General features: G+C 66.5%; 17 protein-coding genes. 3 read left to right on the top strand and 14 right to left on the bottom strand.

Features of this window, described 5'->3' with window-relative positions; all coding sequences use genetic code 11:
• Window positions 1-27: 27 nt before the first annotated feature.
• From traF to AC099J_RS19345, 14 genes are all read right to left on the bottom strand, one after another.
• Window positions 28-600 (bottom strand): conjugative transfer signal peptidase TraF, encoded by a 573-nt coding sequence (gene traF / locus AC099J_RS19410; RefSeq protein WP_479616923.1) that lies wholly within the window; start codon window positions 598-600, stop codon window positions 28-30.
• The gene (locus tag AC099J_RS19405) at window positions 597-962 is read right to left on the bottom strand and encodes a hypothetical protein (RefSeq protein WP_479616922.1); all 366 of its coding nucleotides are present in this window, start codon (window positions 960-962) and stop codon (window positions 597-599) included. Before AC099J_RS19405 ends, traF begins: the two co-directional genes overlap by 4 nt.
• Window positions 959-3,529, bottom strand: coding sequence for a type IV secretion system protein TraC (gene traC, locus AC099J_RS19400; protein ID WP_479616921.1), 2,571 nt, complete (start codon window positions 3,527-3,529; stop codon window positions 959-961). The genes AC099J_RS19405 and traC overlap by 4 nt, the downstream gene beginning before the upstream one ends.
• A gap of 19 nt (window positions 3,530-3,548) precedes the next feature.
• Window positions 3,549-4,238, bottom strand: a complete 690-nt coding sequence (locus AC099J_RS19395; RefSeq protein WP_479616920.1) for a TraV family lipoprotein — start codon at window positions 4,236-4,238, stop codon at window positions 3,549-3,551.
• On the bottom strand, window positions 4,235-5,059 hold the full coding sequence (locus AC099J_RS19390; protein ID WP_479616919.1) for a DsbC family protein: 825 nt from the start codon (window positions 5,057-5,059) through the stop codon (window positions 4,235-4,237). Before AC099J_RS19390 ends, AC099J_RS19395 begins: the two co-directional genes overlap by 4 nt.
• Window positions 5,043-6,473 (bottom strand): TraB/TrbI/VirB10 family type IV secretion system protein, encoded by a 1,431-nt coding sequence (locus tag AC099J_RS19385; RefSeq protein ID WP_479616918.1) that lies wholly within the window; start codon window positions 6,471-6,473, stop codon window positions 5,043-5,045. Before AC099J_RS19385 ends, AC099J_RS19390 begins: the two co-directional genes overlap by 17 nt.
• Window positions 6,470-7,447: a type-F conjugative transfer system secretin TraK gene (locus AC099J_RS19380; protein ID WP_479616917.1), complete on the bottom strand. Its 978-nt coding sequence runs from the start codon at window positions 7,445-7,447 to the stop codon at window positions 6,470-6,472. Before AC099J_RS19380 ends, AC099J_RS19385 begins: the two co-directional genes overlap by 4 nt.
• The gene (gene traE, locus AC099J_RS19375; RefSeq protein WP_479616916.1) at window positions 7,434-8,000 is read right to left on the bottom strand and encodes a type IV conjugative transfer system protein TraE; all 567 of its coding nucleotides are present in this window, start codon (window positions 7,998-8,000) and stop codon (window positions 7,434-7,436) included. Before traE ends, AC099J_RS19380 begins: the two co-directional genes overlap by 14 nt.
• A gap of 15 nt (window positions 8,001-8,015) precedes the next feature.
• Window positions 8,016-8,315, bottom strand: coding sequence for a type IV conjugative transfer system protein TraL (traL, locus tag AC099J_RS19370; RefSeq protein ID WP_479616915.1), 300 nt, complete (start codon window positions 8,313-8,315; stop codon window positions 8,016-8,018).
• A gap of 28 nt (window positions 8,316-8,343) precedes the next feature.
• Window positions 8,344-8,703: a hypothetical protein gene (locus AC099J_RS19365; RefSeq protein WP_479616914.1), complete on the bottom strand. Its 360-nt coding sequence runs from the start codon at window positions 8,701-8,703 to the stop codon at window positions 8,344-8,346.
• Window positions 8,704-8,788: 85 nt separating this feature from the next.
• Window positions 8,789-9,103, bottom strand: a complete 315-nt coding sequence (locus AC099J_RS19360; RefSeq protein WP_479616913.1) for a hypothetical protein — start codon at window positions 9,101-9,103, stop codon at window positions 8,789-8,791.
• Complete coding sequence (locus AC099J_RS19355; protein ID WP_479616912.1) at window positions 9,100-9,651, bottom strand: lytic transglycosylase domain-containing protein; 552 nt, start codon at window positions 9,649-9,651, stop codon at window positions 9,100-9,102. The genes AC099J_RS19360 and AC099J_RS19355 overlap by 4 nt, the downstream gene beginning before the upstream one ends.
• Window positions 9,652-9,781: 130 nt before the next feature.
• The gene (locus tag AC099J_RS19350) at window positions 9,782-10,267 is read right to left on the bottom strand and encodes a hypothetical protein (RefSeq protein ID WP_479616911.1); all 486 of its coding nucleotides are present in this window, start codon (window positions 10,265-10,267) and stop codon (window positions 9,782-9,784) included.
• A gap of 429 nt (window positions 10,268-10,696) precedes the next feature.
• Entirely contained in the window at window positions 10,697-11,644 is a 948-nt protein-coding gene (locus AC099J_RS19345) for a Bug family tripartite tricarboxylate transporter substrate binding protein (RefSeq protein ID WP_479616910.1), read from the bottom strand.
• A gap of 153 nt (window positions 11,645-11,797) precedes the next feature.
• Here AC099J_RS19345 and AC099J_RS19340 point away from each other — a divergent pair, with 153 nt between their 5' ends.
• From AC099J_RS19340 to trxB, 3 genes are all read left to right on the top strand, one after another.
• Entirely contained in the window at window positions 11,798-12,745 is a 948-nt protein-coding gene (locus AC099J_RS19340) for a LysR substrate-binding domain-containing protein (RefSeq protein ID WP_479616909.1), read from the top strand.
• An 85-nt stretch (window positions 12,746-12,830) separates the two neighbouring features.
• Window positions 12,831-13,583: a glutaredoxin domain-containing protein gene (locus tag AC099J_RS19335; protein WP_479616908.1), complete on the top strand. Its 753-nt coding sequence runs from the start codon at window positions 12,831-12,833 to the stop codon at window positions 13,581-13,583.
• Between the two features lie 38 nt (window positions 13,584-13,621).
• Complete coding sequence (gene trxB, locus AC099J_RS19330; protein WP_479617091.1) at window positions 13,622-14,569, top strand: thioredoxin-disulfide reductase; 948 nt, start codon at window positions 13,622-13,624, stop codon at window positions 14,567-14,569.
• The last annotated feature ends 6 nt before the right edge of the window (window positions 14,570-14,575 follow it).

The following is a 14,575-nucleotide window of genomic DNA, read 5'->3' as shown; positions in this document are numbered from 1 at the left end:
AGCGTGGGTCCGCATGATCTCGGCCCCTCAGAACAGCGGCACCACGACACCCAGCACTTGATCCGCCCGCACCAGCCCGCTGTCGCGGTAGCGTGAATCGAAGCTGTCGGCGGCCGTGCCCTGCACGAAGTAGTGGCCGGCAGGAATCACCAGCGGCGCGATCGGCGCCAGCGGCTGCCGGTCGAACGCGTGGGTCTTGGCCAGGCCGACAGACGCACCGTTGACCCGCACCAGCCGGTCCTGCACCGTCACGATATCGCCCGGCAGCCCACACACGCGCTTGAAGAAGGGCTGCGCGCGCAGGCCGGGGTAGCGCGTCTGCGCCGGCCCGTCGAAGCGGTACACGACCAGATCGCCACGCTGCGGTGGTCCTGTGCTGCTATGCAGCCAGGCCACGTGGTAGGGCAGGCTGGGCGTCCAGTTGAACAGCAGCGGCAGCCGCGGCGTCGGGTCGACGAACAGGCGGGTGTACGCGAAGGCCCAGATGACGACAACCGGCGCGTACACGTACCAGCGCAGGCGCATGTGGTCGAGCAGACCGCGCAGGTCCATCCAGCGGCGCGACTGGGAGGCGGTAGGGGGAGCCAGTTCGTGGCTCATGGCAGCTCCACCTTGCGCCGCAACGCCGGCGTCAGGTCCAGCGCGTGCGGGCTGCCGACCACGGCCGTGCGCAGGACGACCAGGCAGCCACACTCGCGCGGGAGTTCGTCCAGCGCCGCCGGCAGCCGTTGCGAGAAGCTGCGTGCCATGGCGAGCGCCTGCTGCTTGTGCTCCTCGCTGCCGTTGGCGGTCAGCAGCTGCGTGAACTGCGCTTCCTTGGCGCGGTAGACCTCGGCCAGGTCCACCGTCCCGATGGCCAGCGCCGGGCGCAAGACCCAGCGGTCGTAGGCCGCCAGGCCCGCGCCGGCGATCAACGCCGAGACCGTGGCGGTAGCAAGCGCATGTGGCAGCAGCGGGTTCACAGCACCAGCCCCCGCTGCCGCAGCAGCTCCGTGATCGCCTCGTCGATCGACATCCCCTGCGCGCGCAGCGCGTCGATCGGCGCGTTGTCCTCCAGCTTGTTCGAGAACAGCAGGTGCGTGGCCGGGTCCAGGATGTTGCGCGCCACCCCTTCGCCGACGGGAGAGGAGATGTACAGCTCCGAGAACGCGCCGGCCTCGGTGCGCAACGAATTCAGCAACCGCTTCTTGGGCTCGTCCATGGTGAGCCGTCCCTTGCGGTCCAGCATCTCGATGGACTCGGGCTTCTGGCGCAGCAGAAAGACCCAGTCCGAGCAGTTGAAGGCCGCCTCCATCTGCGCCGAGCCGTAGTAGTCGTCGGCACTCTGGGTGGCCGTGCCCAGCGCACCGCCGTACTTGCGTGCCCGGCGTGCCGCTTCCTCCACCACGGCGGCCTTGACCGGGTCGTCGGCACCGATGTCTCCGAGCTGCTGCTTGAGCTCGTCGATGAACAACACCTTGCGCCGATTCCGCGTCAGGTACATCTCGCCTGTGATCTGGTGCAGCAGCAGGATGTTGACGACGGCGTGCAGGTCCGGCCGGCGCTTGAGTTCCTCGTTCTCGATGACGACGAAGTCGTTGCTGAAGTCGACGTTGGCTTGGCCCTCGAAGAAGCGCTCGTACTGCCCGCCCCGCGCATACGGGTTCAGCATGAGGGCCAGGTCCTTGATGCGCTGGTCGTTGACGACACCCAACTCGGGCATGCTGCCGGTCTTGAAAGCGTCGCGCAGGCCGGTGACCGTCAGGTCCTGCCCGTGCGCCCGCCAGAGCTGCAGCACCATGGCCGAGATCGCCTTGTACTGGACCTCGTCCAGCTGGTGCTGCATCGAGCACATCTTGGCGATACCCGGCACCAGCATGTCGATGTCCTCGTGGATGTCGCGCACGATCGTGAACGGGTTCAGGCACAGGTTCACGTCGGGCCGGAACTCGATGTAGGTGCCACGGGCCTTGCGACACAGCTTCTCGAACGACCGGCCCAGATCCAGCATCCAGACCTTAGCGCCGATGGCGCGGTACGACCAGGCCAGCTCGTTCATGAGCACCGACTTGCCGGACCCTGGCGCGCCGATGATCGCGAAGTTGTAGTTGCCCAGGTCGTTGTCGAACAGATCCAGCGTCATGAGCTGGCCGCGCCGGCCGCCGAACACCAGGGCCGGCGTGCGCGTCCCACGCCACTCGGCGATCAGCGGCGCCAGGTGGATGGCGTTGGCCATGGTCTTGCGCGTGACGCGGCGCATCTTGGCCAGGTCCTTGTGCATGCGCGGGCTCAGCGTCATCGGCAGGCTGGCCAGCAGCGCCTGGCGGTGCATGTAGGCATCGGCGTTGAGCTGGAAGCCGCGGGCGCGCCAGATGGCGTTGGCGGCCTCGTGCGCGGCGGCGGCCTTGTCCGGGTGCGTGAAGATCGCCAGCTGGTGGTACAGGCTGACCAGGCTGCCGCCGGTGTCCACCGCGTTCGCTGCAGCCGCCCAGTCGTCCAGCTTCTTGCGCACGTCCGGCATCACGTCGGCCATCTTGGACTTGGCGTTCTGCGTCGCCCGCACGTGGTTGGCCGTGACGATGGACTTGGTGGCGTTCGGGTCCAGCATGTGCACGCCCAGGGTGATCAGGAACGGCGCGCTGTACTGCAGCGCCGGCTGCATCAGGTCGCCGATCAGCGAACCCATCTGCCACAGCGCGAAGCGCTCCGGGAAGCTCTTGATCGAATAGAAGCGCGCCTCCAACACGTCGGCGCTGGTTTCCTTCCACAACGTCAGGCCGCCCGGGTGCGGGTCCTGGATGGTGTCGAAGTCCACGATCTGGTCGCGGATCTCGCGGCCTTCGTCGTAGTGCAGCTGGCGGTCGTCGTCGAAGTTCAGGTCCGGGTGGTCCGAATGCGCGATGCGGTCGGGGTTGGTGAACAGCGCGCACCAGTTGATCAGGTCGCTGGCGTCGCAGACGCGGTTGGGCAGCATGGCCGAGCGCAGCGTGGCGGCGATGGAGTCGCGCAGCGTCAGCAGGGCCTCGCGCCGGGCCATGTCTTCCCCCTCACCCGGCACCGTCACGCTCAGCATCAACCGGAAGTCGCGCAGCGTGTAGTGGAAGCCTGAGGTCAGCGAGGTCTGCGTGCCGTGCAGCAGGTGGTGCACGCGCTGGCGCGCCAGCTTGCGGAACAGGTTCTCGTCAGGTACGGGCCGGCCGAACGGCTGGGCGCGCTCGGCTTGGTCGGCGTCTTCCACACGCAGGTTGGTGTACTGGCGCAACTGCTGGCGGATGTGCGGTGAGGCGAACAGGTGGAACTGCAGGCCGGTCTGTGGCGGGCAGTTGGCGTAGAGCGACACCAGCACTTCGGCCATGCGTTCGTCGGCGCCCGATTGCGGCATCAGCTCCAGCAGGAAGCCCAGACCGTCGCGGTTGACGAACAGGCGTTCTTCGGCCAGGTAGCCGGCGTAGGGCAGCCAGCCGGCGAACTGTTCGGCGGGCGTGGTGGCGTCGAAGTGCCAGGGCCAGGCGGTGCGGGGGGTGCGTGCAGCGGTGGTGTCGGTGTGCATGGTGGGCGTCCCTGAAGGATCAAGGCTGGCGTGCGCCGGGCTGGCCCTGCAGTGGCGGTAGTGCCGGCAGTGCCGGTAGCCGGGGCAGCGTCGGGAAGTGGCCGAAGGGCGAGGAGGGCAGACCGCGCGAGAGGTTCTCCGTCAGCGAATCGCCGGACGGCTCGGCCTCTGCAGGAGGGGTGTCCCGGGACCCGCCGGGCGGTGGCGCGCTGACGGGCGTGTTCGGTGGTGGCCGCAGCGGCACGTAACGGTCGCGAATACGCTGCTGCACACGGTCAAGCTGCCAGCGCCCGCCTTCCACCTGCACGTAGACATAGCCCTGGTCCCAGAGGTCGCCATCGGCATCTTCCCAGGGCTTGGTCCATAGGCGCAGCACGCGTGCGGGCGAGCGCAGGGCGGCGCCGGGTCGCGGTTCGTCGACGGGGTCGCCCGTTGCTGGCAAGGCCCCCTGCAGCACCGGGCGCGGTGGTGCATCCGTGTAAGGTGATGCCGCGCCTGCCGATCTCGTTGCACCCGGCCCAGTCAACGGCGCGCCGGTGCGCTGACTCGGCAGGTTGTGGTGCAGCGCGTTGGCATAGGTGCCCGCCACCGAGTCGCAGGCCACACCGTCCGGTGCGGCGCAGGCATAGCGGGACTCACCGTCCAGCCCGGACATGTTGACGCAGCCGGTCAGCAGCAGGGACGTGCCAAGAAGCAAGGCAAATCTCATGGCCGCCGCTCCGCCGTGGAGGCTGCGCCCTGGCCCGCTGCCGCCAGCCTGGCCTGCAGCACCGTGCGGTCCACATAGCCATCGGTGCGCGAACCGTCGGCCCAGAACAGCGTGGGCGTGCCTTGCACGCGCAGGGTGCGGGCCAGCGCCAGGTTGCGCGCGATCGGGTGTTGGCAACCCGGCTTCGGCTGCAGAGTGCTGGCATTGCCCTGCACCATCCATTGGTGCCAGGCTTGCACACGGTCGGCCGCACACCAGATGGCCACCGGCCGCGCCTCACCCTGGAACGGCACCAGGAAGGTGTGGACAGTCACATCGTCCAGCGTGGCCAGTTCGGCTTCGAGTTGCTTGCAATAGCCGCAGCTGGGATCGCTGAAGACCACGATCTTCCGCTGCCCGTTGCCGCGCTGGACCGTGATGGCATCGGCCAGCGGCAACTGGTTGATGGCCACGGTGGGTGAACTATCGCTGGGGTCGACGGGCGTCCCGTCAGCGCGCTGCGCCAGCTTCGGGCCGGTCAGGTCGCGCATGTCCTGCGTGTCGAACAGCCGCCCGAACAGGAAGTAGCGTGGCGCGGACGCCGCGACATAGGCCACGTTGCCGTGCATCCAGACCTCGAAGATCCCCGGCACTTCCGTGCGGGCCACCTCGGTGAACTGCGTGCCCGGGTGGGCCTGGCGCAGCGTGCCCAGCAACCGTTCTGCCTCGGTGTCGGCCAGCGTGGGCGACGGCGCGGACAGCATGCTGGTCATCAGCACTGCGAGCGCCAGCGTCGGATGGCTGCCAATGTGCAGCCGGCCGCAGTCAGTAGGCTTGGTCATCGGTGGGCTCCAGGTTGCGAAGGCCAGGCGTGCCGCCGTGGCGCGTGGCGGCACCGGCCAGGGCCGTCATCGGCACGTCGATGCGCACGCCCTTGGTGATCACCACGTCGATCTGCCGGCCACCATCGACCTCGATCACCGGGAAGGTGTTTTCGGCCAGCTTGATGTAGTACCGCGCCAGCCGGTCCAGGGCCTTGCCGACGCCGCTGCCCAGTCCCGCGCGGTAGGCGTCGGCGTTGCTGTCGGTGCTGGCGATGGTGCCCAGCGGCGAGCTGCTGTAGCTGGTGTTGGCCGTTGACAGGCCCTGGCCGATGCCGCTGACGACGCCGGCCAGCAGCGCGTTGGCCAGCATCTGCCCCTGCTTGGTCACCAGCCGGCCGCGCATGCCGACCTTGCCGTCCTCGCCATAGACTGTGCCCTGGATGCGCGCCTCCAGCATGGCGCCGTCGGTGCGCACGCAGGACAGGCTTTCCGTGCGCAGGTAGGCGCGCTCGGAGCTGATGTCGCCGTAGCCGGCCGCGACGACGAAGCACTCGCGGTACTCGCCACGGAACTGGTTCGGCAACACGCTGTTGTCGGACAGGCGGATCAGCACCGGGTGCGGGTTGGATTGCGATTGGCCGCCCGTGGGCGCGTCCAGCCCGCCCAGCAGGATGCCGCGCGTGAAGCTGACGGGCAGGTAGGTGGCGACGGTGCGGGGGGTGTCCTTCGCCTGCTTGCCGTCGGTGCTGCGGCCTGCGGCGCCGTCGGCATCCGCACCGGCGGGCCGGCGCTCGGCCAGCGTGACGCGCGTGATGACCGTCAGAGGAGGTGCTGCGGGGGCGAGCAGCGGGGGCGGCAATCCGGTCGGCATGGCGCCGCCGCTGCCCGTGGCCGGCAGCCGAGGTGGCAGCGCGGCGGCTGGCGGCATGGCAGTCGGGCTGTCCAGCGCAGCGGCAAGCGCGGGTAAGGGCGTAGGTGCCGATGCTGGTGCTGCTGCCGGCACCGGCTTGGCCGCTGCCTGTCCCACCGTCAACCGTTGCTCCAGCTCCGCAAAGCGCTGCATCGTGCGGGCCTCGAAGGTCTGGCGGTCCTTGTTCAGCCGGCCCTGTTCCTCGCGTTCGGATTCGTACTGCGCGAGCTTGCGGCCGGCAGTTCCAACCCACTGGTCGACCGGGTTGACCTGCGCGCCGGGCGGCATGATGCCGATGTTGGTGACGTCGCCCGGCAGGGTTGGCCGCTGGCGTGCTGGTCCGGTCGAGGGCTGCGCGGCCGAGAAGCTGAACACCAGCCACAGAAGCAACACGCCGCCGGCGACGATGGCCGCCAGCAGCGCGTACTGGCGTTGCCGGGGCGTCAGCCGCTGGTGCAGAGGGCCACGCTGGGGGTGCGTTGCACCAGCGTGCGGGCCGACATGCGGTGTGGGTCCGTTCATCGCGTGCCCCCACGCCGCAGCACATAGACGCTGGTGGACTCGCCCGGCCGCAGGTTGTGGTGCTCGATGGCGATGCCGGCGATCTCGCCACCGGGCCCGCCGCCGGCCGGCCGGTCGAACTCCTGCTCGGCCAGCACCATGGGCGCGGCGCCAATGTTCTGCAGCGCGTACTTCTCGCCGACGAAGCCACGGCCCTCATACAGACGCATCAGCGTGAAGCGCGTGCCAGCCCACAGCTGCAGTGGCCGCTGCGTCTCCTCCACGCGGATGTCCGACGGCAGCCGGTCAGTGGCCATGGCGACCAGCAGCGCCTTCATGGTGCGCACATGGTTGGGCGCAGGGCCGGCGGGCGCGGCCTCGGGGCCTGGGGGGCGCAGCGCACGGGGCGTTTTGTCGCGGATCACGATGGTGTCGGCCGGCGTGTCGGCGCGGCGCAGCAGCAGCGTGTAGGTGGCCGTGGCCGACGACACGAACAGGTTGATGGGCCGCGTGCCGGTGCCGACGGGCCGCAGGTAGATCTCGCCCTTGTCGCGGTCGCAGGCGACGATGACGTCACCGGCCGGGTTGACCGGCGCGCTCAGGCTGCCGGCCATGGCACTGCCAGTCGCCGTGGCAGGCAGGGCCGGCCCCGGTACTGCGCTCGGCGGCCCGCAATGGCTGGAGTGGATGTTGCCGAACACATCGGTGATCGGCATGCCTTCGATGCGCAGGCGCGTCGGCTCCTTCAGCGACACGATGGCTTCGGCCGCCACGCCGTCGCTGGCCTCCACCATCTGCAGTGCCTGGGCGGGCAATCCGTAGGCCAGGGCGGTGATGGCCAGGATGCGGCGGGCCGAGGGCAGCAGAGGCCAGTTGGTCGTGCGTTGCGCTGGGGCACGCCGTTGTGTTGAGCCTGAGATCTGACCCGCCGCGGCGGGGGGTGGCGTGGCCGCCGCGTGGGGGCTGCGTTCGCCCACCAACTCACTTGACCGCATAGGGCACCTCCTGGAAACCGACGAGGTGCATGCGCGCGCCGGCATGGCTGAATTCGATGCGGTAGGCCTTGAGGTCGTTGCCGGTCTCATGCCCATTGACGAGGGTGCGCAGCCGACCGCGCACGACCAGGCTCTGGGCGTCTTCGCTGGCCACCAGTTGCTGCGGTGCGAAGGCCGTGGTGGCGTTGATGCGCTTCAGGCGCTCGGCCTCGACCTCCTGGCGCGTCTTGAGCGCGCCGTACTGGGCCGGGTCCACGTAGCCCAGCAGCATGTCCTTTTTCCAGTCGATGGTGCTGGGCGTGACGTCCAGCACCAGCCAGGCGACGAAGCTGCCCATCTGCTCCAAGTACTCGCTCGACGCCCGGCCGCTGTCGACCCAGAAGCTCTTGTGCAGCGTAGGCGGCACGACCACCGTGCGCACCGTGCCGAGCAGGGCCAGGATCACAGCCAGTGCGATCAACTGGCATGCGGCCAAGGCGCCGACCGCCAGGCCCAGCCCCTGGTTGCGCCGGCGCAGATCCTTCAGGTCGCCGCTGAGTCGCTCGAAGTCCATGGGGTGCTCCGTCTCTCAGCCGACCATGCGGCGGATGTGGGAGGGCGGGCTGGCCAGCATCGAGGTCGCCGGGTTCGTCGGCAGGTGCCAGTACAGCCAGTGGATCGCGAAGGCCGGGTGCTTGTCGGCCTTCAGGCGGGCGATCCAGCGCGACAGGGCGATGCCGATGGCCATGCACACGGCGAAGGCGCCTTTGCTCGACGTCAGGTAGCCGACGAAGAACATGCACACGATGGGCGCGGCCACGTCGATGTCCCAGAAGCCGATCTTCCAGCTGTCGTCCAGCCGGCGCGGGATGTAGGTGTCTGCCTGCATGGCGGGCCTGCGCGCGGGCGGTGGCGGTTCAGACCACCGCGCCCATGATGGCGCCGGCGATCACCAGGCCCACGGCGCCGAAGATCGCCAGGCCGATGTAGGACAGCACGGGGCCGAAGTTGCGCAGCGCCGACAGGCTGATCAGGGCGACCACGAAGCCGATGAAACCGACCAGCGCCTTGACCGCCGGGCCGAGGTCGGCGATCTGCGCCAGTGCCGACGTCATAGGGCCGGTGATGCCGGTGAAGGCCACCAGGTCGAGCGCGTGGCCTGGCGACGCCAGCACGAGGGCGAGCAGGGCCATGCCCAGCAGGCCGAGGAAGCCGAGCAGCCGGCGCTTGGGCAGGCGCGTGGGCGGCGTGGTGGAGGGTAGGGAAGCAATGGTCATGGGAACTCCAATGGATGGTGGACGGGGACGGCTCGGGATGGCGGGATGGCGGGATGGCGGGATGGCGACAGGCGTCCGGCCGGCATCACGGTGGACGCTCGGGCACCGGGGCGACGAAGGTCTCGGCACGGCCATCGCGGCCATCGCGGCCATCACGACCGTGCATGGGCGCTGACGCCTTGGCCGCGAAGGCCTTCGGTGTCGGCTGCGGGCACTGGCTGGCTTCGCACAGCGCGAACGATGCGAACGACCCATGGCCACGTTGAGCCGCGCGCAGCGTGGCCGACACGACCGTTGGCGGCGTGGCAGGCTCCACGACCGGCGCTGTGGCGCAGCCGGTCAGCCAGGGCGGCACCGCGATGCACGCGGAGCCAAGCAGAGGCAGCCAATGCGAGTTCATTGCGCCACCCTCACCGTGAGGTTGGATGCCAGAGGCGCTGCGGCCGCGATCGGTCGTGCAGCCTGTGCAGCGCTGCCGGCGTTCGTCGTCGGCAAGCGTTGGTAGACCTTCCAGGCGTAGCTGGCGCGTGCACGCCGGCAGTTGTCGCCCTGGAGCTGGCTGCAGGCGGCGTTGTAGGCCCCCACGCTGTCCCAACTCACGCCATGCCGCGCGAACAGATCGGCCAGCAGCCAGGCGCCCACCTGCAGGTTCATGCAGGCATCGTCCAAATCGGACTCCTGGATGCCTTGGCGGGCCAGTTGCGGCAGATGCCGACTGTTGATCTGCATCAGGCCGATGTCGTAGCTGCCGGTGCGCTGCAGATGGGTGCGGTTCACGGCCGCCGCGTCCAGGTTGGACTCGGTGCGGGCGACCGCGTAGAGCAGCTCCGGCGCGATGCCGTATCTCTGCGCCGCTTCGTCCCAGCAGGGGACCGCGTGCGCGGTGGGCATGGCCAGCACCGTCAGACCCAGAACAAACGCAACACCCAGAACAAACGCAACACGCATCGGACCTCTCCATGACGCAACCGCACCACCTGTCGGTCGACAGGTACGAGGTAGGGACCGCAACGGCGGTCAGGGTGGGGTGCGGGTGGGACGGGCGGGGTACGCCCGGCGGGTCAGATGCGGGTTGGGTTCAGGCGCGGGCCTGGGCGGCATCCGCTGCGCGTTGCGCAGCCTGCAGCCGGTCGACCATGTTGCGCCTTGCCTGGCGCAGCACCGCCGCTCCTGTGGTGTCCTCCTGCTGGCAGAGCGCCACGCAAGCCGTGGTCAGCTGGTCCAACTGGAACTTGGGATGCGGATGCCGATTGAGCGGCGAGCATTGCAAGTCGTGCAGCAGGTCGAACTGCGCGCGCCACAGGCATTCACGGCGGCGCAACGTTGTGGGCGAGCGCAGGACCAGCTCAATGCCCATGAACCCGAAAATGCGCTCTGCCGGACGGGACTGGGCGAAGACCTGGGCAACGCAGGCACTGAGCAGGTCTGGCATACGGAACGTAGGGGCGGTATTGTCGCTGCGACGCAGCAGCGCATAGAGCCAGTCGTGTTCCTCCAGCCACAGACGGGTCTCGACGATGTCGCTGGGCTCTCCAGTGGCCGCGATCGGGCGCTGCGCAGGCACATCTGGCGTCATAGCTTCGAGCATGGCATCGGTCCTTCCGGCTACGGGTAGAGGAAAAGCACGCGGGCACACGGGTAAAACGATAGGCTTCGAGCGCGCGGCTGTCGCTTGCTTTACAGGCACTTTTTAGGCGGCTTATTGCCGTCAGCCTGTCACCCCGTCGCTGCAAGAGCTTGCCCGAGATTTCGGTCTTCTCAGCGGCGGTCGCAGCGAACTGCGGCACGCCAGCCTGCGCCTCAGATCGGCCAGCAACGACGTTCAGTTCGCCGGGCGCGAACGTCAAGTCCAACCTGGGTGCGGCGGTAGGCACCGGAGAGGCGAATGCGCACTATCGCCAGTAGCAGTCACTTAAGAATTTAACTCCCACCTGGGCAATCGCGCATGCAATTAGCAAGCAGAGTTTGCGTTACATCCCCCTTGCGCCTGCGGTCAATCCACTTGCACGCCAATAGTTTTGACCAAGTCCCGATTCACCGCGGCGTCCTGGATAAGTGCGGCCTTGAAGTCTGCCCGGCCCTTGTAGGCTTGGACGATCCCCTGCTTGTAAAGCCTTGAGCGCACGTCGGCGGTATCGGAGATCGCAAGCAACTGGCGCTCGAGATTTGCCAGGTCTGCCTCAGGCATGCCTTTACGCCCAAGAACGCCTATCCATGCGCTGTACTCGTAGTTGGGAAATCCGGACTCCTCAACCGTTGGGACCTTCGGAAGGTCGGGCCAACGTTCTTTCGTGGTGACGGCAAGACCGATCAACTGGCCAGACAGAACGAATGGCTGGGCAGCGACGACAGAGATGACGCCCACGGGCAACTGCCCGCCGACCACGTCGGCCGTGAGCGGGCCAGTTCCCTTGTAAGGAATGTGCTGCATGGACACCTTGGCTAAGTCCTTGAGCAATTCGGTAGCCAGATGCGCAGGATGTCCATTTCCGCCGGTCCCGAAAGAAATGGAGCCGGGTTTCCTGCGCGCTGCAGTCAGCATATCGGAGAGCGTTTTGAAGTTGGTTGACGGATGCGCCACGATGGCAAAGCCGGTGACACCAATCTGCGCAATCGGCTCGAACTCGTCCAGCGTGTAGCCGGGCTTCTGATACAGGGACAGATTGATCGTGTGGTTGTTCGATGTCACCAGTACGCTGCTGCCGTCCGCTTCAGACTTCGCGACAAGGCCTGCTGCGATGTTGCCCCCGGCTCCTGGGCGGTTGTCGACGATGACTGTCCTGTCATGGAGCGACGCTGGCAGCTTCTCCGCGAGCACTCTGGCAAGCGCATCGACCGCGCCGCCCGGAGGATAGGGAACGACAAGGCGTAGCGCCTTGGGACTTTGGGCTCGTGCAGGCAGCGCGCACAATCCGGAAGCCGCAGCGAAGGCTGCGATCAAGGTGCGCCGGCGAATGGGAGGAGCTTGTCTCATCTGTTGCCTTGTGTAGTAGTGGCCGGAGTATCTGGCTCGCTCCGAGCGCGCGCCATTCAATCGACAGATGCGGGAATCGAATCGCGAGATGGCTACACGCCAACCTTCCGGCTAAGCACCATGGACTTTCGACAGCTCAAGTATTTCGTCAAGATCGTCGAACAGCGCAGCATGTCGCGCGCTTCGGTCGAGCTTCATGTGGCGCAGTCCGCGCTGAGCCTGCAAATCTCTAATCTTGAGACGCGCCTCCAGCAAAAACTGTTGGTCAGGCGCTCCACCGGTGTCTTTCCCACCAAGGCGGGCGAGGCGCTCTACAAGCACGCACAAGCCATTCTTCGACAGGTGGAGCGCGCAGCGTTGGACGTGAAGCGATCTGCCGCCGAGGTCGGCGGACCAGCGTCGCTCGGACTGCCTGTGGTCGTCCAGGACCTGCTCGCGATCGACCTGTTGACGGCTGCGCGCCAGCAACTCCCAGCGGTCCAGCTCCACCTTGCCGAGGGAATGAGCTACCTGTTGAAGGAGATGGTGCTGCAAGGCAGGCTCGACATGACGGTCACCTACCAATTCGAGCCCTCGCCGGGAATCGTGGAACAGCCCCTGTTCAGCGAAGCCATCTACCTCGTGTCGCCTGCTGCCTCTGCCGTCAAGGCCGGCGGCCGTGCCTTGTCCATTTCCGAAGTCGCCGACCTACCGTTGGTGCTTTCCAGCCGACAGACAGGGATGCGACGTATCGTGGAAGCCGAACTCCGCGCACACGATGTCTCCGTGGATGTGGTCGCCGAGGTGGATTCCCTCAGGACGCTGGTCGACGCAGTCGAGGCCGGATACGCTCACACGATCCTGCCGGCGTCGGCGCTACAGAGGCAATTTCGCAGTCCTGACGCACATCCCCTCGTGGTCACGCCCCTTCAAATGGCCCGGAACGTGGTGCTCTGTACCTCCGAGCACCTTCCTCTTGGCGCAACTGCTGCAGCCGTCTATGAACTGCTCGAACGGGTGGTCCGGCACGCGTTGGACCGAAAGCTTTGGCTGGGCATCGGCGAGGCAAAAGACGCGCCATCGACTTGAGCGAAGAGCCCCTATGCAGATTGAATAGCGGCGTGGCGCTGCTTTTCCTACAGTGCGGTCATTCCCACTCAAGAGAAGCCGCATCATGGAAGCCATCAGCGTTTACTGGACCACCGGGTGCTCCAGTTGTGTCAGGGTCAAAGAGTTCCTGACCCGCAAGGGTGTTCCATTCGAGTCGATCAACGTCGCCAAGGACCCCGCAGCGATGAAGTTCCTGGCCTCGCTCGGCGCGCGGTCGATCCCGGTCGTGGTCCGTGGCAACGAATTCACGTTCGCTCAGTCGCTGGACGATGTCGCTGCATTCGTGGGCATCGAGCATGCCGTCGATGTGCTCGCGCCAGAAGTTCTGGTGGAGCGGTGGAACGCCATCATGGACATTGCCGCAACAGCAATTTCCAAGATTCCCGACGCGATGCTTGAAGAGTTGCCTGCCCCGCCGCGTGCACGCACCGTGCGAGATGTTGCGTATCACATCTTCCAGGTGCCCGATGCCTTTCTTCAGGTAGTCAACCATGGGCTGGAAGACTGGACGGTCGTTGCAAATGTTGATGCGCCCCCAAGCCTCGAGACAGCAGCCATCCTTGCATATGCAGACAGGCAACGGGCAGGCGTCGCTGCATGGTGGGACGCTTTGGAAGACAGGAGCTGCAAGAGGCCATTGAAGATGTTCTATGGCGTCCATTCGATGCACTCCTTTCTGGAACGCTCCGTGTGGCACACCGCACAACACACGCGCCAAATCCTCTGGTGGAGCAACGAAAACCGCATCGTCATTGAAAAGCCGCTGACAGAGAAAATCCTCGATGGTCTGCCAGTGCCGAAAGGCCTTTGGGAATGATCAGTGTCCTGGCTGACCTTGAACCCCATGCATCACCGGTGCCGACCATGGAACATGCCAAGCTGATCATCCTGGGCTCTGGCCCAGCCGGATACACCGCCGCCATCTATGCAGCAAGGGCGAATCTGTCGCCGATGCTGATCACCGGCAGCGTCCAAGGTGGTCAACTCACCACGACGACGGATGTCGAGAACTGGCCTGCCGACGTGCAAGGCGTGCAAGGGCCCGATCTGATGGACCGATTCCTTCAGCACGCAGAACGCTTCAACACGCGGGTGGTGTCGGATCACATCCTGTCCGTCGACCTGAAGCGCCGTCCTTTCGTGCTCGAAGGGCAATCAGGCACCTATTCGTGCGACGCACTCATCGTGGCGACGGGCGCCTCGGCCAAGTATCTCGGCCTGCCTTCGGAGGCTGCATTCATGGGCCGCGGCGTCTCGGGCTGCGCCACATGCGACGGCTTTTTCTTCGTCGATCAGGACGTATGCGTGGTGGGCGGGGGCAACAGTGCGGTAGAGGAGGCGCTGTATCTGGCCAACATCGCCAGGAAAGTGACGCTCGTGCACCGGCGTGAGAAGTTCCGTGCCGAGCCCATCCTTCTCGACCGACTGGGCAGGAAGGTGGAAGACGGAAAGATCGAGCTCAAGGTGAACTGCGTCGTCGAGCAGGTTGTCGGTAACGCTGCTGGTGTCACAGGAGTACAGCTGCGCCACCAGCAAAGCGAAACCACCCAGACGATCGACGTGCAGGGCTGCTTCATCGCCATTGGCCACCAGCCCAACACGGGTCTGTTCAATGGCCAACTAACGATGACGGACGGATACATCAAGACCAGATCGGGTACCGATGGCTATGCCACGATGACAAGCGTCCAGGGAGTCTTCGCTGCGGGCGATGTCCAGGATCACGTCTACAGACAAGCTATCACCAGCGCGGGCAGCGGTTGCATGGCGGCCCTTGATGCTCAGAGGTATCTCGACCTTTAGGAATAT

Source organism: Rhodoferax sp. RT4P68, assembly GCF_056521305.1.
This window is presented reverse-complemented; position numbering and strand designations above follow the sequence as displayed.